14 protein-coding genes are annotated in these 19,823 nt (G+C 44.6%); 4 read left to right on the top strand and 10 right to left on the bottom strand.

What is annotated here, in order from left to right; all coding sequences use genetic code 11:
* From ACRD7A_RS05335 to cobO, 3 genes are all read right to left on the bottom strand, one after another.
* A complete protein-coding gene (locus tag ACRD7A_RS05335) occupies positions 1–2,313 on the bottom strand; it encodes a TonB-dependent receptor (RefSeq protein WP_430810099.1) in 2,313 nt (770 codons plus the stop codon).
* 153 nt (positions 2,314–2,466) lie between these two features.
* On the bottom strand, positions 2,467–3,732 hold the full coding sequence (locus ACRD7A_RS05330) for a hypothetical protein (RefSeq protein ID WP_430810098.1): 1,266 nt from the start codon (positions 3,730–3,732) through the stop codon (positions 2,467–2,469).
* A 306-nt stretch (positions 3,733–4,038) separates the two neighbouring features.
* Positions 4,039–4,584 carry a cob(I)yrinic acid a,c-diamide adenosyltransferase gene (gene cobO, locus ACRD7A_RS05325; RefSeq protein WP_430810097.1) on the bottom strand — a complete coding sequence of 182 codons (546 nt, stop codon included), beginning with the start codon at positions 4,582–4,584 and terminating at the stop codon, positions 4,039–4,041.
* A 143-nt stretch (positions 4,585–4,727) separates the two neighbouring features.
* On the opposite strand from cobO, the gene ACRD7A_RS05320 reads away from it, so the two are divergent.
* Both ACRD7A_RS05320 and ACRD7A_RS05315 read left to right on the top strand, forming a co-directional pair.
* Positions 4,728–5,735 carry a metal-dependent hydrolase gene (locus tag ACRD7A_RS05320; RefSeq protein ID WP_430810096.1) on the top strand — a complete coding sequence of 336 codons (1,008 nt, stop codon included), beginning with the start codon at positions 4,728–4,730 and terminating at the stop codon, positions 5,733–5,735.
* Between the two features lie 215 nt (positions 5,736–5,950).
* Positions 5,951–7,123: a DUF418 domain-containing protein gene (locus ACRD7A_RS05315; protein ID WP_430810095.1), complete on the top strand. Its 1,173-nt coding sequence runs from the start codon at positions 5,951–5,953 to the stop codon at positions 7,121–7,123.
* Positions 7,124–7,302: 179 nt separating this feature from the next.
* On the opposite strand, the gene ACRD7A_RS05310 is transcribed toward ACRD7A_RS05315, so the two are convergent.
* The 3 genes from ACRD7A_RS05310 to ACRD7A_RS05300 all read right to left on the bottom strand — a co-directional run bounded on the left by ACRD7A_RS05310 (position 7,303) and on the right by ACRD7A_RS05300 (position 9,880).
* On the bottom strand, positions 7,303–8,856 hold the full coding sequence (locus ACRD7A_RS05310; RefSeq protein ID WP_430810094.1) for a calcineurin-like phosphoesterase C-terminal domain-containing protein: 1,554 nt from the start codon (positions 8,854–8,856) through the stop codon (positions 7,303–7,305).
* A 297-nt stretch (positions 8,857–9,153) separates the two neighbouring features.
* A complete protein-coding gene (locus ACRD7A_RS05305; protein ID WP_430810093.1) occupies positions 9,154–9,354 on the bottom strand; it encodes a hypothetical protein in 201 nt (66 codons plus the stop codon).
* 73 nt (positions 9,355–9,427) lie between these two features.
* Complete coding sequence (locus ACRD7A_RS05300; RefSeq protein ID WP_430810092.1) at positions 9,428–9,880, bottom strand: Hsp20/alpha crystallin family protein; 453 nt, start codon at positions 9,878–9,880, stop codon at positions 9,428–9,430.
* Positions 9,881–10,162: 282 nt separating this feature from the next.
* Between ACRD7A_RS05300 and ACRD7A_RS05295 the strand changes: the two genes are divergently transcribed.
* Positions 10,163–10,981: an aminotransferase class IV gene (locus tag ACRD7A_RS05295; RefSeq protein WP_430810091.1), complete on the top strand. Its 819-nt coding sequence runs from the start codon at positions 10,163–10,165 to the stop codon at positions 10,979–10,981.
* Positions 10,982–11,044: 63 nt separating this feature from the next.
* On the opposite strand, the gene ACRD7A_RS05290 is transcribed toward ACRD7A_RS05295, so the two are convergent.
* Together ACRD7A_RS05290 and ACRD7A_RS05285 are read right to left on the bottom strand one after the other, a co-directional pair.
* Positions 11,045–12,415, bottom strand: a complete 1,371-nt coding sequence (locus ACRD7A_RS05290) for an SGNH/GDSL hydrolase family protein (RefSeq protein ID WP_430810090.1) — start codon at positions 12,413–12,415, stop codon at positions 11,045–11,047.
* A gap of 13 nt (positions 12,416–12,428) precedes the next feature.
* Complete coding sequence (locus ACRD7A_RS05285; RefSeq protein WP_430810089.1) at positions 12,429–13,661, bottom strand: OmpP1/FadL family transporter; 1,233 nt, start codon at positions 13,659–13,661, stop codon at positions 12,429–12,431.
* A gap of 280 nt (positions 13,662–13,941) precedes the next feature.
* Here ACRD7A_RS05285 and ACRD7A_RS05280 point away from each other — a divergent pair, with 280 nt between their 5' ends.
* Positions 13,942–15,462 carry a DUF4301 family protein gene (locus ACRD7A_RS05280; protein ID WP_430810088.1) on the top strand — a complete coding sequence of 507 codons (1,521 nt, stop codon included), beginning with the start codon at positions 13,942–13,944 and terminating at the stop codon, positions 15,460–15,462.
* A gap of 89 nt (positions 15,463–15,551) precedes the next feature.
* Here the strand turns inward: ACRD7A_RS05280 and lgt are convergent, their stop codons facing one another.
* The gene (lgt, locus tag ACRD7A_RS05275) at positions 15,552–16,337 is read right to left on the bottom strand and encodes a prolipoprotein diacylglyceryl transferase (protein ID WP_430810087.1); all 786 of its coding nucleotides are present in this window, start codon (positions 16,335–16,337) and stop codon (positions 15,552–15,554) included.
* A gap of 68 nt (positions 16,338–16,405) precedes the next feature.
* Entirely contained in the window at positions 16,406–19,711 is a 3,306-nt protein-coding gene (gene secA / locus ACRD7A_RS05270; protein ID WP_430810086.1) for a preprotein translocase subunit SecA, read from the bottom strand.
* Between the last annotated feature and the right edge of the window lie 112 nt (positions 19,712–19,823).

The raw sequence follows: 19,823 nt of genomic DNA, 5'->3' as shown, positions 1-19,823 counted from the left end.
CTAAAATTTAAAGCGCCAACTGATAGCCGGCATAATGGGAAATAAAGATACCTGCCGGGCAGTTATGCTCAGCTCATAATCATCCTGCCCCTCTTCAACTCTGAAATAGATATAATAAGGATTGCTGCGACCGTATATATTAATGACTGACAGACTCAAAACCGATTCATGAAAGAACTTTGACCTCAACTTGTAATTCATGGACACATCCATGCGGTGATAAGCCGGCATACGATAGTTATTTACTCCGGCATAATCATTGGCAATGGAACCCATCAGCCAGTATCGCCCCGTTGGCAAGGTGGCCTTGTTACCCGTGGCATACACAAATACAGTGCTTACATCAAGGCGCTGGTTGAGAAGGTATGATGCCTGCAGGTTAAGATCATTACGACGGTCGTACTTGGCATCGTGCCACCGTCCCTGATTGATACCATCAAATTGCTGCCGTGTCCAGCCAAGAGTGTAGGAAAGTGTAAAATTCATTTTGTCTGCCCGCTGCTGCAGATAGAGTTCGCTGCCCCAGGCCAATCCACGGCCGGCATAAAAACTCTCCTCAAAGTTATGCTGCTGCGTCATTTCCGAATTCAGCTTCAACAAAAGCATATTGTTCATATACTTGGCATAACCCTCAATACCCCACTCTATATTCAGAGCGGGAAGCGACTGGAAATAGCCAGCTGTAAACTGGTGCCCCTCTTCAATGGGCAGTTGCCGGGTGGCCGGCATCCATATATCGGTAGGCAGGGGAATGGAAGCCATGGAGGCCAGGTGCATATCCTGCGTATTAAAGGCATAAGAGAGCTTACAGGCTGCATTGGGCTGTTGGGCATAACTAAGAGTGGCCCGCACATTGGGCTTTAGCTGAAAAGCCGATCCATGTGTTATGGCACCCTGAGTTGGGAAGGCATCAGGATAACGGTAGATATTAAGCGCAGCTCCCAGTGAGGCCGTCCACTTACTACTAAGGTTAAAATGATTACTTATAAAGCACCGTAGGGCAGCACTGCGGTATTGATGAGTCGCAGCACTATGATCGGTAAAATTACTCACTTCCAGTTCTTGAGGGGATACGTCATAGCCTTTGAGGGTAAATCCCCATCGCCATAACTGCCCTCCCTTTTCATAGCTAAAGTAATTGCTTAAGCTCATCTGCCGGTAGTTGCTGGCAAAACGCATCCGTCCGTCGGGCAATGATGCGCCAAATTCTGAGCCATATGATGAGTAGGATAAGGTATTGCTCATGCTAAGTCCCGGACACAATGACTTATACCAGTGCAAAGCAGCCCCTTTATTTCCCCACCGAGCCTGCGATTTAATAGTGGAGTTATAGGCCTGCATCCTAAAATTATCCTGTCCAAGGTACCAGCTTAACTGAATACGATTATTCGCCGTGCTGTAACTTACCTTGCCATTCCAGTCATAAAAAGCATAATCGTTTTGCTTGAAATAATTCTGCTCATCACTGACGAACAAACTGGTCATACCAGCCAGCACATCCAGATAACTGCGCCGCAGTCCGGTGCTTACAAACCACTTTTCATCCCTGGACTGTGCGCGATAACTAAGGTTGGTGACAACATTGCCCACATTGCCTGCCCAGTTACTACTATCGCGCTTTTGGTACTCACTTTCGACCAATATAGAAGATGCCAGTCGGCCGGATAAATGCAGGGGTGCATTGCCTTTGTAAAAATCAACTTTAGTGCTTAATAAAGGATTAAAAACCGAGTAAACGCCCATCAGGTGGGTCGGATTCATCAGTTCAATATGGTCGAAGAGCACATAATTTTGTCCGGGTGATCCTCCCCTAACGTAAATGCCGCCATTGCCCTCGCTTACCGACTGCATGCCGGGCAGCAGCTGTAATCCCCTTAGCACATCCGGACTGCCCATAAAGGCGGGTAAAGCGAGTACGTCTTCATTTTTGAGCGTGAGCTTACCGGGCGTTGGGCTTTTGACAAGGCTGTTTCGGGTGGCCAGGACTTTCACCTCAGCCGCTTCATAAATTTTTATCGACAAGTGCACAGTCAGGTGGGCCGAACACTCTGGGTTAATGGTAATGGTTTTGGTTTCAAAGGCTGTATGACCTACAATAAGCTGTGTGTGAGCCTCGGTAAAGCCACAAAGCGAAAAGTCTCCGTTGGCATCGCTTACCGTACCCAACAAACCATCCGGTGTCCGCAGATGGGCAAAGGGTATGGCACCTCCATCATCGGCAGCCACCACCCGTCCCTGAAGGCAATTGGATGTATTTTGTGCCCATAGCCCGAAGGAATAAAAAAATAAACTAAGAAGTATAAGCGCTCTCAAAGGGAAAAATAAAATATTAGGGAATGTCCCAAATGATGATCATTCGCAATGTAAGCGAAGCCTATATTTCGGACATTCCCCATTAATACCATTAAGCTGAGTTGGCGTTAGAATTAAACTTTACCCCAAACTCAGCTTATCATCCATAAAAAATTACTGAACGGGCGTTGTGTCGCCGCCATAAGCAGCGTCCATAGCCTTTGTAAAGGCTTCCAGCTCAGTGATCAGATCACCAAATCCTTCTTTTACAAAGTCATCTACAGATACTTTGGAACCGTCGCCAAACACCATCAGGAAAGCCGGCTCAACATGTGTTCCGCCATAATAATCGTTTACTTCCTTCAGATAAAACTCGCCTTTGGCAATGATTTCATTTGAATCGGCAAAACGCACATAGAACAAGGCATATTCATTGATGAGCTCCACCATCATATTATTAAAATCCTCTTCTGTTGAATTTTCAGTGAGTGATCCTGCCTTATCAACAAAACCGTCCATAAAGCCCTTCACATCAAAAATACCTTCAATTTTAATATTACCCAGCTGAAACCAGGCATTGGCACGCGCCAGTACTTCTTGAGCAAATACCGAATTCATGTCACCACCTTCCTGGGGTATGGTATTGAAAATTTCATCGTAGCTAAAGTTACCGTCCAACTGAAATCCATTGGCATAGATGACATCGCTGTTATACTTGAAAGCCGTACCAGCACTTACCACCGTATTGGTATTTACCAGCTCGCCGGTAAAAGAGAAATCTTCCAGTGTAATGGTCTCCACAATGTTTCTGGGCGTATCATCCTCGTTCCATTCTGCCACTAAGCTAAAGCTGGTGAGCACGGCCTCCCCTAACTTCACATGCGCATTCAGGCTTAAAGGCAACTCTGTAACGGTTTCTGCATACTCATCCTGATGCGTGGCATCTTTGGTGGAAAAATTGTACACGCTAATCTCCGCAGCCTGCTCTTTCACCGTAAAGCGGAAGGTAGCTTCGGTATCCGATGCAGCAAGCAACCTCCAATCCGTGGCTTCTTCATCCCACTCATAAATACCCGTCTGGCTTTTAAACTCATCTGAAATACGGTACTGAGCCACAAGGGCAGCCGGTGCACTCACCATGGTTTTATTGCCTTCGCTTAAATTTTGCAACTCTGTAAGGGGCATCGCTAACGCCACCGGAGGCTGAGCTGTTGTACGATCCATCAGCGTAAAAAATCCGTCGATCACATCGAAAGTCTCTAAGCTTTTGGCAGCCTCCATCTTCTTCACAAGAGCCACACCTTCGCGTTCTATCTCCTGCTTGTGTGCCTCGGGGGTCAGGTCGCTGAATACATCACCCTTAGCTTCATCATCGCTGCATGCCGTAAAGGCAATCATACTACCCAGCATAAGTGCTGATAGCCAATTCATCTTCTTCATGTTAATTTGTTTCATGCAGTTGTTTACGTACACATATCCCACTGGATGATGCCTACGCAGTAACAACACAGGTTAATAAATTTTTCCTAATTCTATGTTTAGAATAAAAATGCAGGTAATGATACGCCAATGAAGGGTAATAGTTACCAAAAAAAGCAGGTGCCATTAGGGCTAAGCAGCTAATTGACTATCTACATATCACTTAAATACGAAATAAAAATTATGGACTAAATTGATCATAAATTCAAGATCCAGATGTTCAAAGCAAGGGCTGTTTTACTTAGTAATTGGGCATCAATGTGTCGGCTAAAACTCTACTCCCTCCCTGGCTGACACGCCGGTGCTGTAATAATGCTTTATTTCTTTCATCTCAGATACAAGGTCAGCCATATCAATGAGTGCACCGGGTGCGTAACGCCCTGTAATAATGATCTCGGTAGCAGAGGGTTTATTTTTCAGGATTTCAAGGAATTCATCAAGGCTAAACAACTGATAGTAGAGGGCGATATTGGCTTCATCCAACACCACCATATCATAATTACCTGATTCAATTATCTGCTTCACCTTAAGCAAGCCATTACGGGCTGCTTCCACATCGGCTGGGGTGGGCGCCTTGTGTATAAAACACTCCAAACCATATTGTTTGATGGTAACGGCAGGAGCAAGTCCTTGTAGCACCTTTACCTCGGAGTATATCATCCCCTTTACAAACTGAGCGAAGAAAACCCGCTTACCGGCTCCCACAGCTCTAATGGTAAGGCCGATAGCTGCTGTGGTTTTCCCTTTACCATTACCGGTATAAACCTGTAGGTAGCCCCTTGTTGTGTCTTCATTCTCCTTTTCGATCTTCATAATCACTTAACTTTCAATTTCTGCCATCATCAAAGATATGCAATAGCTCATTTTCTTTTCAAAAGAGCAGCCCTTTTTATGCAACCAAATAAATGTTGAATCGTTATTTTTCAAAATAGTATGTCAAAATAATAAACAAATTGATGGATATAGTAACACAAACAGTGTTGGGTGCCGGAATAGGAGAAGTGGTTTTAGGGAAAAAAGCCGGTAACAAAGCCCTGATGTGGGGAGCTGTAGGGGGACTGATCCCCGATATGGATGTGCTGTTCACACGATTTTACAGTGTGGCAGATGGGCTCTTTGTACACAGGGGATTTAGTCACAGCCTTGTGTTTGCCTTTTTGATGGCTCCTATCATGGGCTGGTTGATTCACCGCATCCACCGAAAAAAAATGCTCATTACCCGCATAGAATGGACCCAACTTATGTTTTGGTCAATCTTTACCCATCCCTTGCTCGACTACCTAACCACCTATGGAACCGGCGCCTTTCTGCCCTTCTCATCTTATCGTGTTGAACTCGGCACCATTGGCATTGTAGATGTATTTTACACCCTCCCTTTCTTGTTGGCCTTGCTTACACTACCCTTTTTCAACAGAAAATCTAAGATACGCCGTTACTTAATGGTGGGCACCCTGGCTTTAACAACTGGTTACCTGAGCCTTACTGTGGCCAATAAGTTTTATGTGAATAAAGTATTTGAACAAGCCTTTAAGGCGCAAGACATTAGTTATGAACGCTTCCGCACAAGCCCGCTACCCCTGAGTAACTTCTTATGGATGGGTATTGCTGAGGCATCTGACGGATACCACATGGCCCTGTATTCTAACTTTGACGAGCACCACCCCACCGACTTTATTTACATTCCCCGTAACGAGCATCTTCTCGCACCGCTGAGCCATGATACGGACCTTCAAAAACTCCTTCTTTTCACCAAGGGCTATTACCAGGTAGGCAAAGATACAGAAGGACTATACTTGGCAGATCTGCGCTTTGGCAAGATGGGCATTGATGAAACAGCCGATTATATCTTTAAATTTTACCTTACCGCCGATAATCAGCGAGTAATTATTAATCAAGCCCGCAAATCAGGAGAGATAGATAAAGGAGCCTTTTCTGCCTTTTTGCAGCGCATTAAAGGCATTTAAGAGCTGCTGCCATTACATCACATTTTAAATGACTACTACGCTTTCGTAAACCACCCAAGAATAAGGAGACAAGTGAACAGTTGAATTGTGCCCATGATAATTGGGCAAAGCCTATCCAAAGGAGTATTAAAACCAATAAATAAATACTATTTTTGGCGCTTTGCCCACCCCAACCCCCATTATCAGGATCATTTATAAACACAAAACTTATAAAAATGAGTTCACTCTCTGTTAACACCAAGCGCATTGAAGTAGTGGATGTATTGCGCGGCTTTGCCATTATGGCCATTATGCTGTTGCACAATATCGAACGTTTCAATCTGTATGTCTTCCCCACTGCTTTTGAGGCCATGGGCACCGCTGATCGTGCCGCCTGGGATACCCTTTTCTTTTTATTTGCGGGCAAAACTTATTCAATTTTTGCCCTTCTGTTTGGCTTCACCTTTTACATCCAATACACCAGGGCTCAGGCGCGAGGCCTCGGTTTTGGTGGCCGTTACCTGTGGCGTCTCTTGCTGCTGGCCGGCTTTGCCTGTGTTAATGCCGCTTTTTTTCCGGGTGAGGTACTAATGCTGTATGCTGTGGTTGGCCTGGTGCTATTTGTTGTTCGCAAGTGGGGCGACCGCGCTGTGCTGCTGTTGGCAATTTTCTTTTTACTACAACCGGTGGAACTGTTCTACTTTTTCAGGCAACTTGCGGACAATGCTTTTGAGCTGCCAAAACAACTTAACAGACTGTTTCATGGTGATGTGAGAAGCTATTTGTCGGAAGGTACTTTTTGGGCACTTATCAAAGGAAACACTACCATAGGTCAGCTATGGAGTATGCTGTGGGCCATTGAAAACGGCCGTTTCCTGCAAACTGCCGGTTTATTTCTGGTGGGCTTGTTACTGGGACGCAGGGGCTGGTTTGCTCACCTGGCTGAGAATAAAAAAACCTGGTTGCGTGTGCTGGCCATAGCCACTGTTGCTGCTGCCTGTTTCTATCTGTTGCGTCAGAACTATTATATCGACAGAGAATTTATGTACCGCCGCTCGCTGGGCGTGGCCATTGATATGTGGTGGAAGCTTAGCTTTACTTTTATCTGGGTCAGTCTCTTTGCTCTTTTATACCGCAGCAGTCTCTTTAAAAAGCTAATGAAGCCTTTTATCGCTTATGGCCGCATGAGCCTTACCAACTACATTACCCAATCAATTATCGGCTCACTGATATACTTCCCCTTTGCCCTGAATATGGCACCGAAGATTGGGGTATTAAGTAGTTTGTATTTGGGTGTGGTACTGTTTATTCTGCAAATTGCATTTTGTAATTGGTGGATGAAGAAGTACCGCCAGGGACCGCTGGAAAAGTTATGGCACCGTCTTACCTGGATTCGTAGCGCCCGATAAATAAAGAAGCGATAAGCCTTTTTCCAAGGCAATATTACAAAACGAAGGTGTTCAAAGATATTTGATATTTCTCGCAAAGTGCGCAAAGGCCTGAAGCATTGCATTCTTTGCTTTATGTCTTTCGCGAAATCCCTAGCGGTCTCTGCGTGATACTTTTTTTGAACACCTTCGTTAGTTATTTACTCTACCGCAAATAGCTTAATGGCCTGATAGGTCTTTCCCTTATCGCCGTAGGCCGTCACCTCAATATGATGTGTGCCGACAGGTAAATCAACAGGCAATGCAACTTTCCACAGGTGCTGCGTTTCACGGGCACGTGGCGGATAAGCCGGATCTGTTTTGCGTATGTCCAATGTACCCTCATAAAAAGGATCAGTGCCATAGAAGTTTTCCATCAACCGCACAGCTCCACCATTGATACGCACTTCAACCTTCTGCTGTGGCTTCCCCACAAACCAGTTAACCACAATATCAGTATCTGCCAACTCCGATTGTTGCAATCGTCCCTGGGGCAATGATACGCGCATCTGAAAATCATCGCGATAATGAAATGGGATGAAACGGTAGCTATAATCGACACCCATGAAGTCAAACACAAAATAGCCACGGGGTGAACCATCATTACAGGTGGCCACCGGTATGCCATTCTCATCCTTGGGGTTGGACCACCAACTGCCGCAAGTAGCTCCTAAAATAACGCCTTCGTGCATTCCCGGGTAGGGCCAATGGCTATTCTCATCCAGCCGGTAAGTATTTACCTGATGGGTATGACCACTTAGTGAGAGCACGGCCTGCCGGTCACTCAGCATTTGGTGCAGCTTAACAACGGCCTCTTTCTGTGCAGGCCCTTCCAGAAAGGGAATATGCGAATTGATGACAATCAGCCGATTGTGTGGCACGGTGGCCAAGTCATTTTGCAACCATTCCAGCTGTGTATCATCCAGATTGCCAGTATAGCGCCCAGCTTTATTATTAAGCTTATCCCATCCCTGGTAGGCAATGTTATTCAGTACGATAAAGTGAACATTGCCATAGTTAAAAGCGTAGTAATCGGGACCATAGGCCATTCGGTAAGTCTCAAAATCATTAACCCGATCTTCTGACCGATAGTTCACATCGTGATTACCGGGAACATGATAGCCGGGTACATTCAGCTTGCCCATTATTTTCTTCTCTCGCGGATAAATCAAAAGATGATCATCAGCAATATCGCCGTGCACCATATAAAAATCGGCCTGGTGGCGAAACAGATCGGCCACAGCACCATCCCTGAAATAGTCCAGTGCTTCATCATTGGGCATCTGCGGATCCCCCAGCGCCAGCATTCGAAAATTCGTCTTTAGCCCGGTAGCATATAGTGGAAAATTAATTTCTACAGGTTGTTTAGCTGTTGGCTCCACACCCGGATATTTTAAATTACGGGGCGTTCCTTTGGGATGATGATAATAATTACCTTGGGGGATGTTATCCTCATCGAGCTGAAGAGCATAGCCTTGGGGCTTCACCACATAAATAAAAGCATTTTTACGCAAAGGCAATTGGTAGCGTCCTTGCGCATCGGTTTTTACCACCTCCCTTTGATTAGAGACACAAACATCCGGCATTACTATATCACCTGCATCGTAGATGCCATTTTTATTTTTGTCGTTAAAGACAATGCCCGTCACATTTTTGCCCGCCGTATAAACTGGTTCCACAACGAGCAATACCAATAGGATAAAGAAGTACTTCATGAGGTATATTTTAAGTGATTTTTCAGCCTTAAAATACACTATTATCTTTAATTAGGCTCTATTAATGTGTAAGTATGTTAGGTTGTAGGAAGTGAGAAGTGAGGAATTAGCGGTGAGTTATGCGAAAAGAGCCGAGAGACTGATTAGGACGTGTAAGCTTTGAAAGCACCCAATTCGTTAAGCTTTTTTGTATTTAATCCTTAAATGGATTTCGGCAGATAAAGAACCGAGCCATAAAACATATTAAAAGCCGTTGGCCGATGCAATCGCAAACAGCCAACGGCTTTTTCAATATTGTTAGGATGCAAAATCGTATTGGGTGCTAAGAACCTCTTGTATCACATCGGCATGCTCATCGGCAAATGTTAGCTGCACATAATCTTTCAACTTTGTTTGATCTTCGCGATTTAGCCATGCCATAGATTTTATCAATTCTTTACGAAAGAGCTCCTTATCTTCCTGTACACCATTCAATACTTTCTTACATAACTCCAACATAGCACTCTCTGTTAATTAAAATCAATATCATTTAAGGTCACATCTATGTTCCCTTTTGAGACAAACCTTAAGGCTATTTAATAGCAATCTGCTTGGCCGGACGTGGCTTCACCTCCTCGCGCTTGGGCAAAGTGATATGAAGAATGCCATTATCGTAGTTAGCCCCAATCTTATCAGCATCGATCACACTTTCCGATACGGTGAACGAGCGCTGGAATGACTGATAGCTGAACTCACGCCTTGTTACCTTCTCACCTTCTTTTTCTTCCTTCTCATTTTTCTTTTCCGATGAAATGGTTAATCGGCCATTGTCATAATCCACCTTAAAGTCTTCTTTTTTTAAACCCGGGGCCGCCACATCAATCAGAAACTCATTGTCATTTTCGGTAACATTAACGGCGGGTAAGGTTGTATCGGTGCTGGAATAATTAGTTCTATTCCAATCCATCAATTCTCCATCAAAAAATCTATCGAAGATTGAAGGTACTGATGGAAACCAGTTGTTTGATAATTTTGCCAGTGTCATAGCTTTTTCCTCCAAAATTTAGTTCAACAAATTTTTAATTCACTCACACAGACAATATCAAAGTAGATGCCAATTTCAGCACCTAAATGACAAAAAACAAACTAATTTCTGATTATCAATAGATTACTATTACACGATGTAAATAAGCAGATTTCGCACTATGACAAAATGACTACTACACAACTCCTGATCAGGGCATTATGACATTGCCTCCTGACATTTTTTCGGGTTATAAAAAATACTTATCTTCATACTGAAATATTAACGATACCATTGTTTCAGATGCAATCTGCTATACGAGGTCAGTACTTCCTGATGGACAGAACTCTTAAGTCGGTGAATTTCTTCAACGCCACCATCGCACCCGATGAAGTCTGCGTGTATGAGGTATTCCGTATACAAGCGTCTACACCACTTTTTCTGGACGATCATTTAAATCGACTGACACATAGCCTAAAAACAGCCGGCAAAGTTAGTCCTGTGCGCATCAGCATGCTTCCCCGCCGTTTGCAGGTGCTCTATACAGCTAATAATATCAACGATGGGAATGTGAAGCTTGATTTAAGGTTTAAAAATAATGGAGATGCCTACTTTCTGGCTTATTTTATACCGGCCCGCTATCCCAACGAAGCAGAAAGGAAAGAAGGGATTGTATGCACCCTACAATATGATGAGCGTACTCATCCCACGGCCAAAATATACAATGCAAGCATACGTAATAAAGCCAATGATATTATTGCGCAGGAGCATGTGTATGAAACATTGCTGGTCAATCATCGCCATGCCCTTACCGAGGGAAGCCGCTCTAACCTATTTTTTATAAAAGATGACACACTTATAACAGCAAAAGAACAGGAGGTACTGCCGGGCATTATGCGGCAACAGATTATCAATTGTGCACTTGAGCTGAAGATAAAAATTGTGTATCGCTCGCTTCCGATGGATGAACTACCTGTTATGGAGGCCGCCTTTATTTCCGGCACCTCGCCTCGCTTGCTCCCCATTCGCAGGATTGATGAGCATCCATTTCAAGCTAATCATCCGCTGCTGATACGCCTGCGCGACAGCCTGGAGGAGCGCATTACCATGCAGCTGAAATAAAAAAGATGCCAACAAAAATTATTTGCGGCATCTTTTATATTTATTCCTTATTGATTTTCCCGCTTACGGAAACTCCACTGTGTTATAATCGTTAATATTAGCCCGTGGAACCGATGCATTGAATTTTGCATTAATCGCATCGATAAAGGCATTGGCGATAATGGCCGAACCTCTTCCGGTGGCATGAATACCATCCAATGAGAAAACACCTCCGGTCACAAACTGACTTGTGTAACGATGGCCATCGATGATTAAGCCCGTGGTACTTAACTCCTCCATTTTTTTATTCAAATCAACCATGGCGAAACCATATTTCTCGCAAGTGGCTTTAATGGCAGTATTGTAGGCTTTAGTAGCTACATCTATATCCTCCAGCTCTTCCTCATCCAACACATATTCGGCTGGGACAGGCACCATGGTTCCCCAGCCTTCATTGGCAATTTTATCACTGGGCAGGGTTAATACCAATTTCTCATCAGTCTTTATCTGGCGCATACCATTAATGGGATAATCCTCGTCTTCAATAATAAGAGCGTTGGCTCCTTCCTGAAAACTAATGTAGGGCAGCTGCATGTTTTCCGGCACCTGACTATTGTACAGATCTACTCCTTCATTATATTTGGTATAGCCAGCATTGAGCTGGGCTGCCTTATCAGCATCCAGCGGCAACACATTATAAGCCACCGTATTAAAATAAGGAATACTTTCAATCGCCGGGATATTACCCATCACTGCTTTGGCGCCGCCAGCCGCAATGGCTCCAGCATATTGATCAATAAGACCCGCAAAAAGTGCTACATCGGTAATTTCATCATCTTCACCACCGGCAAGGGCGTAACCCAATACATCATTGTTACCAATCCACAGCGACACAAAAGTAGGATGGGCAGCCAGGGCATCACCCATAACTGTAGCTTCAGGAGTACTGGCAAAGCGCTTAAAGAAAGGATTAAGGGTCGAGTACGGTGGATAAGGCGCTTCAAGTGCTAAATGAGTAACTTTGGCTCCAGGAACACCAAAATTTTGATTATTGGCACTGTACACGCTTTCAGTAAATATGCCCATATCGCCCAGTACGGGTACCGGCTTAAATGCACCATCTACCACTTTTAATTCAAAATAACCATTGTTCTGGTTTTCGGCTAGAACAGTTGTACCCACACTGGCTTCAGATTTTACCAAGGGCTGGTTAAATGATTCACTGCCGGCATACATCAGCTGCTTACCTAGTATATAACTAAAACTCTCCTCTTGTCCACGACGCCCCAGGGCACCATCGGTATATCCGGCGGTGTATGAATCGCCTATGGCAATAAACTTCGTAAAATCAGCACTTCCATGAGATGGCACAAAGGTATCCACATTGGGTTCGCAGGACCATAGGCCCAGCGCCAAACTCATCAATAAAAGGTGATCAGTATATTTTTTTATCATTACCATATCGCTTTTAGAATGAATAATTAATACCTATACCCGGAATAATGGCATTGGTGTAATAGGTACCATAAAAGTCACTGGGTGCATAACCATCTTCTCGCTTTTCTCCATGAATATATAGCAGAGAAGCATCCAAAGACAATTTGTCCGTGAATTTATAGCCAAAGCCCAATGACATACCAATCTTATTGGTTCCCGGGGTTTCGGGTGTCAGCAAATCTTCAGAAATGGGAGTACTATCGTAATAGACACCGGCTCTGAACTGCGCTTTTTCATTTAGGGAATACTCAGCTCCCAGGCGGTAAATCATCGTATTTTCAAAATCCCGCTGGTTGTATGAATCAGGCACACTTGGTGCTTCAAAATCAAAGTTTAGGCTTTCATAAGCCGACCAGCCCACATACTGAAGGTCAGCTGCCAGTAACCACTTATCGTTTAACTGATAACCCAGCCCTAAAGTGATATTGGAAGGGAGCGGTAATTCGGAGTCAAACTTAGTATCGGGGTATAAACCGGCCAATGATCCCGGCACCGAGAAATCAGCATCACCGCCATCAAGCTTCACCATTACCTCCGATCGATAGCTTAAACCGGCAGTAAAATTATCAGATACCTTATAAAAAATACCGGCATTGAAACCAAAGGCCCAGGTATTACCCGAGATATTGACTCCCGCATTCATTGGGTTTCCTTGTTCATCGGTATATTGCACTGGCAGCGCCTTATTTAAGTCCACACTACCACTAACGGCCATAAATCCGACGCCAATGCCTAATTTATCGGTGATTTGATAGGCCACAGTGGGCTGAATAAAAATCGCTTGTAAAGATATATCCTGAATCAGGTATTTACCATCCCAGTCATCCCCCCATTTCAGGGTATTTCCATAAGGCGATGTAACACTGAGACCCATTGCCAGCTTATCATTTAACTTTGTGGCACCATAAAAATAAAACGGTGTGCCTACAGGGTTATCCGATTTAGCCTCATATACTGAAGGTGCCTTTTTCTGAAAAGTGTTTTTTGAAAATACACCACTTGCACCTGCCGAAAAATCATATTTTGATTTCATTAAACTTAAGGCTCCCGGATTGAAATGCATGCTGCTAGCTCCCATTAAAAGGCCGGCACCAGTATGTCCCATTCCGGTTTGCCTGTTTCCCTGCAGGTTTACCTGATAGCCCTCAGCAAATAGCTGAAAACCCATCATCATTAACCCACATAATAATCCTATTCTCTTCATAAAAGAACGATTCGTGAATAATATTAAATTTTTAAGTGAGCGAATATATCATATTTTCCCGAATTACTAAACTTTTAAATATTTGATAATCAATACATTCAACTATTCGAGTCATTTAGTCTAATGGTGTATTTTTCAAAAACAGCATGTCTTAACAAATAACATCCTTGTATTAAATAACTTCAGGCATATAAGCTGCCGTATTGCGAGTATGATAAAATGTATTTTGCTTGTTAAACAGGACAAAAAAAACTATTATTACATATCAAAATCTATTTATATGCTAAGCGAAAAAGACTACTTACAAATACACAAAGAAGGGATTACACCCGAACGCATCAGTAAGCAGCTGGAGCATTTTGAAGCCGGTTTCCCTTATGCAAGGCTGGTAAAAGCAGCCACGATTAACGACGGCATCATCCGAACCAACAAATATGATGAAACTACGCTTATTGAAAAATACAACAGGGCATTAAATCAAGGACTTGATGTGATCAAATTTGTGCCGGCATCGGGCGCTGCCACCCGTATGTTCAAATCTCTGTTTGAATTTTTACAGGCCGATGATGGCCGCCAACAAGAACTTCTCAATCAGGAGCCTTATCAAACCTTTCTGCGTGACATTCGCAAATTTGCCTTTGGCAATGCCCTCACTCAAGGTACGCAGGTAAATACCGGTAACGAGTCAGTTAGTGTTGAGGCAGCCACAACCCTGATTGAAGGACTTTTATTACCCAAAGGCCTCAATTACGGGCAGCTACCCAAGGGACTGTTATTATTTCACCATAGTGAAAATAGTGCCTTTACGCCCTTGGAAGAACACCTAAAGGAGACAGCTGCCTATGCAAGCGATGGCTCAAAGGGTAAGGTACACTTTACGGTAAGCCCGGAGCACGAGGCACTATTTAAAACACGATTGGAGGAGCGACGCAATGCCCTTGAGAAAGTCCATAATTGTAAATTTGAGGTATCATTCTCCTACCAGAAACCTTCCACCAATACTTTAGCCGTTAAGCCCGACAATACCCCCTTCAGACAATCGGATGGTAACCTGCTGTTTCGACCTGCCGGCCATGGTGCTCTCATCGAAAACCTAAATGACCTTGCAGAAGAAATGGTTTTCATCAAAAATATAGATAACGTGGTGCCGCAGCATTTACTGAGCGACACCATTCATTATAAGCAGGTACTGGCCGGTCTTCTTCTTAGTAAAAAAGAGCAGGTATTTGCCATTCTTGAGGGAATTGATAGCCAAGCCCCCGATGCCATTGATAAAGGGGTGGATTTCCTTTGTTCTGAACTTCAGATCACCGATGACAAAATGGCCAGCATGGATCACAATCAGAAGGCAGCCTTTATTAAAGAACATCTGAACCGCCCGATTCGCGTGTGTGGCATGGTAAAAAACGAAGGAGAGCCCGGTGGCGGCCCCTTCTGGGTGAAACAATCAGACGGTACCATAAGCCTGCAGATTGTAGAAAGCGCACAAATACATCCCAAGGATGGCCAACAGCAGGAAATAGTGAAAAGCAGTACTCACTTTAATCCGGTAGATCTGGTGTGTTATACGAAAGATTATCAAGGACAGAAGTTTGACCTGACGAATTTTGTGGATCCGGAAACCGGCTTTATATCAGAGAAAACACAGAACGGAAAAGCCTTAAAAGCACTTGAATTACCGGGTCTGTGGAACGGTGCCATGGCCCATTGGCTCAGCTTCTTTGTTGAGGTACCGATAAGCACTTTTAATCCGGTAAAAACCGTAATGGACCTATTACGTCCACAGCATCAACCCGCTTAGTTGGGTGGTATAAAAAACGAAAACAGGCCGTTCAAAAATATGAAAACCTCATTTTTGAACGGCCTGCTTTAGTTATGCTTTAAAGCAATTTACTTCTTTATCGCATTGTAGATGTAATAAACACCGGCAATGACAAATGGCACACTCAACAGCTGTCCCATATTAAAGGTCATGCTTTCTTCAAAGGCCTCCTGATTTTCTTTCACAAACTCAATGAAGAAACGAGAGGCAAAAATACCGATTAGGAAGATACCAAAAATCAAGCCCTGCTTCTCCTTGGCCTTGGTCTTCCAGTAGGTGAAGAACACCACGATAAAGGTAATCAGATAACAGAAGGCCTCATATAGCTGCGTGGGATGCTTGGGCAGCGTTTCACCGCGTCGCTCAAACACAAAACCCCAGGGCAAATCGGTAACATGACCATAAATTTCAGAGTTCATAAGGTTACCTAAACGAATAAAGACAGCCGTTAGGGCAACCGGTACCACCAGGCGATCCAGTGTCCATATCATGCTCTTTTTCGTCACATTTTTTGAATAATAATGTAATGCTATCAGAATTCCGATGGCACCTCCGTGACTGGCCAATCCGCCCTCCCATATTTTAATGATATCGCCAGGATGCTGCGAGTAATAATCCCATCCGTAAAAGATCACGTGCCCCAGGCGTGCCCCAACAATGGTAGCCACCACCACGTACATAAATATTTTATCGAGCCATTCTTGTTTTATGTCTTCCGATTTGAACATTTTCTCAAGAATATAATAACCCAGCATAAAGCCCATGGCGAAAAGAAGGCCATAGTAACGCACGTGCAACGATCCTATCGAAAATATCTCGGGATGAACATTCCAGTTAATTGAGTTAAGAATCATATTTTCTGTTATTAGTGCATAATGCCCGTTGCATCGTGCACAAGGCACCATGCAACGAGCACTAATTATTATTTACCGTGACATTGTTTGTATTTCTTACCGCTTCCACAGGGACAAGGTTCGTTACGGCCCACCTTCTTCTCAACACGCACCGGCTCAATACGCTCCTGCTTGGGCGCTTGTCCCGGAGCACTACTGCCGCCTCCACCGCGCGAAAACTCATCTTTACGCGTCTGCATTTTACTATAATCCTGACGCTTGCGTTCCTGGGCTTCCTGAACACCATCGGCATTCTGAATAGGTATATGACCCTTTGACAGCAAGGATACCACGGCCTTATTGTTTTCGCCCACCATAGCCTTAAACAGGTTGAAGGACTCAAACTTATAAATCAACAGTGGATCCTTCTGCTCGTAGGTAGCATTTTGTACCGCCTGACGCAAGTCGTCCAGCTCACGCAGGTGTTCCTTCCACGCATCATCAATGGTTGCCAACATGGCAGCCTTCTCAAAGGAACGAACCAGCTCTTTCGACTCGCTCTCGTAGGCTTTCTTCAGATTGGTAGTTATCTGATACACCTTCTGTCCATCGCTGATGGGCACCACAATGTTTTTAAACATTTCGGACTTGGTCTCGTACACATCCTTGATAACCGGATTGGCCTGCTGGGCAATAAGGGCGCCTTTACGCTTGTAGGCCTCCCACATTTTTTCAAATAATTGTATTGAGAGCTCATCAGCACGCCCCTTCAAAAAGTCCTCCTCGGTAAAAGGTGATTGGGCTGAGAAAATACGTATCAGCTCCAGCTTAAAGCCTTCGAAATCGCCGGCTGCCTGATATTCCTCTACAATATCAGTACAAGTATCGGCCATCATATTGGAGATGTCTACCTGAATGCGCTCACCATATAAAGCATGGCGACGTTTGGTGTAAATTACCTCACGCTGCGAATTCATCACATCATCGTACTCAAGCAAGCGCTTACGAATACCAAAGTTATTCTCTTCCACCTTCTTCTGGGCACGCTCAATAGATTTCGTAATCATGCTATGCTGAATCATCTCACCATCTTCGAGTCCCAGACGATCCATGTACTTCACAATTTTATCGGAGCCAAACAGACGCATCAAATCATCTTCCAGCGATACAAAGAACTGTGATGAACCCGGATCACCCTGACGACCTGCACGTCCCCGTAACTGACGGTCAACACGACGCGACTCGTGGCGCTCGGTACCGATAATGGCCAAACCGCCGGCGGCTTTCACTTCGGGCGACAACTTAATGTCGGTACCACGACCTGCCATGTTGGTAGCAATGGTAACAACACCTGCTGTACCTGCATCGGCCACAATCTCGGCCTCGCGCTGGTGCAGCTTCGCATTCAGTACATTGTGCTTAATTCCGCGCATCTTCAGGGTACGACTCAATAACTCGGATACCTCCACCGAAGTAGTACCCACCAATACGGGACGTCCCTGCTCTACCAGGCGAATGATTTCGGCACTAACGGCATTGTACTTCTCACGCTTGGTTTTGTACACAATGTCCTCCATATCGTTACGCTGAATGGGGCGATTGGTTGGAATCACCACCACATCCAGTTCGTAGATATCCCACAGCTCTCCTGCTTCTGTCTCCGCCGTACCGGTCATTCCCGACAGCTTATTATACATACGGAAATAGTTCTGCAGCGTAATAGTAGCATAGGTTTGAGTAGCAGCCTCAACGGTTACACGCTCTTTGGCTTCAATGGCCTGATGAAGACCATCGGAGTAACGACGACCTTCCATGATACGTCCCGTTTGCTCATCTACAATCTTCACCTTGTTATCCATCACCACATACTCCACATCCTTCTCAAAAAGCGTATAGGCCTTTAACAGCTGATTAATCGTATGCACACGCTCCGACTTGATGGAGAAATTCTGAATGATTTCATCTTTCTTTTTGGTGCGCTCCTCTTCGGGCATATTTTCTTTCTCCAGTGTGGCTATCTCAGAACCCACATCGGGCAGCACAAAGAAATTGGGATCTTCGGCCGATCCGGTAATCAGATCCAGTCCTTTATCGGTAAGCTCAATGGAGTTATTCTTCTCATCAATAACAAAGTACAGCGGATCGGTAACAATGTGCATGTTTTTGCTATTCTCCTGCATGTAGAAGTTCTCGGTCTTCAGCATGCTGGCTTTCACACCCACCTCACTCAGAAATTTAATGATGGCCTTGTTCTTAGGCAATCCTTTGAAGGCGCGCAGCAGCAGCAAGGCTCCTTCTTCCTGCTCTTTCTTATCACCCGACTTCATCTTTTGCTTGGCCTCGGCCAGGATGCCGGTTACCAACTTACGCTGCGCCTCAACAATTTTCTCAATCTTGGGCTTCAAATCACCAAAGAGCTGATCATCTCCCTTGGGTACCGGACCGGAAATAATTAATGGCGTACGGGCATCATCAATCAATACGGAATCCACCTCATCGACAATGGCGTAGTTATGAGGGCGCTGCACCAGGTCGTCGGGCGAGATAGCCATGTTATCACGCAAGTAATCAAAACCAAACTCATTGTTGGTACCAAAAGTAATATCAGCTTTATAAGCAGCACGACGCTCGGGTGAGTTGGGGCGATGCTTGTCAATACAATCAACCGACAAACCATGGAACTGATACAAAGGACCCATCCACTCCGAGTCACGCTTGGCCAGGTAGTCGTTTACCGTTACCACATGCACACCGCGGCCTGCTAATGCATTCAGGAATACGGGCAGAGTGGCTACCAGCGTTTTACCTTCACCGGTGGCCATCTCGGCTATTTTACCACTATGAAGCACCACGCCACCTATCAGCTGCACATCGTAGTGAATCATGTCCCAGGTAATTTCATTACCCCCGGCCGACCAGGAATTGTAATAAAGGGCATTCTCGCCTTCTATCTCCACAAAATCTTTGGTGGCTGATAAGTCACGGTCGAACTGTGTTGCTTCCACCTCAATGGTTTCGTTTTGAGCGAAACGACGGGCTGTGTCCTTAACAATTGCAAAAGCTTCGGGCAAAGCATCGGTTAAGGCCTTCTCCAGCTTCTCGGTAATCTCCTTCTCCAGCCGGTCAACCTCTTTGTATATCTTTTCTTTATCACCCACCGATAGTTCGGGAGAATCAGTTTGTGCTTTCAGCTCAACAATCTTATCCTGCTCGGCCTTAACAGCTTCCTGCACGCGTGCACGTAAGGCCGCCGATCGCTGACGCAACTCGTTATGCGTTAACTTTTCTATCTCGGGATAAACCGCTTTAATCTTCTCTACGAAGGGAGCTACCTCCTTCATATCTCTGTCGTACTTGTTTCCAAATATTTTGGAAATCAAACCACTCAATGCCATAATATTATAATTATCAGATTATTAAAAGAATAGATGATGGGATCCTTAGATCAATCGTTTCGCTGCAGCACGAATCCATTCGTGTGCTTAGTACCTGGCGAAAGATGTTAAT

This window comes from Carboxylicivirga longa (assembly GCF_050589825.1).
Taxonomy (GTDB): Bacteria; Bacteroidota; Bacteroidia; order Bacteroidales; family Marinilabiliaceae; genus Carboxylicivirga; species Carboxylicivirga longa.
Note: the sequence above shows the minus strand (reverse complement) of the source record. Positions and strands in the feature narration are given on the sequence as shown.

Coding starts and splice junctions, on each gene's coding strand:
- ACRD7A_RS05330 (WP_430810098.1), bottom strand. CDS start 3,732: ATGAAGAAGATGAATTGGCTATCAGCACTTATGCTGGGTAGTATGATT.
- cobO (WP_430810097.1), bottom strand. CDS start 4,584: ATGAAGATCGAAAAGGAGAATGAAGACACAACAAGGGGCTACCTACAG.
- ACRD7A_RS05320 (WP_430810096.1), top strand. CDS start 4,728: ATGGATATAGTAACACAAACAGTGTTGGGTGCCGGAATAGGAGAAGTG.
- ACRD7A_RS05315 (WP_430810095.1), top strand. CDS start 5,951: ATGAGTTCACTCTCTGTTAACACCAAGCGCATTGAAGTAGTGGATGTA.
- ACRD7A_RS05310 (WP_430810094.1), bottom strand. CDS start 8,856: ATGAAGTACTTCTTTATCCTATTGGTATTGCTCGTTGTGGAACCAGTT.
- ACRD7A_RS05305 (WP_430810093.1), bottom strand. CDS start 9,354: ATGTTGGAGTTATGTAAGAAAGTATTGAATGGTGTACAGGAAGATAAG.
- ACRD7A_RS05300 (WP_430810092.1), bottom strand. CDS start 9,880: ATGACACTGGCAAAATTATCAAACAACTGGTTTCCATCAGTACCTTCA.
- ACRD7A_RS05295 (WP_430810091.1), top strand. CDS start 10,163: ATGCAATCTGCTATACGAGGTCAGTACTTCCTGATGGACAGAACTCTT.
- ACRD7A_RS05290 (WP_430810090.1), bottom strand. CDS start 12,415: ATGATAAAAAAATATACTGATCACCTTTTATTGATGAGTTTGGCGCTG.
- ACRD7A_RS05285 (WP_430810089.1), bottom strand. CDS start 13,661: ATGAAGAGAATAGGATTATTATGTGGGTTAATGATGATGGGTTTTCAG.
- ACRD7A_RS05280 (WP_430810088.1), top strand. CDS start 13,942: ATGCTAAGCGAAAAAGACTACTTACAAATACACAAAGAAGGGATTACA.
- lgt (WP_430810087.1), bottom strand. CDS start 16,337: ATGATTCTTAACTCAATTAACTGGAATGTTCATCCCGAGATATTTTCG.
- secA (WP_430810086.1), bottom strand. CDS start 19,711: ATGGCATTGAGTGGTTTGATTTCCAAAATATTTGGAAACAAGTACGAC.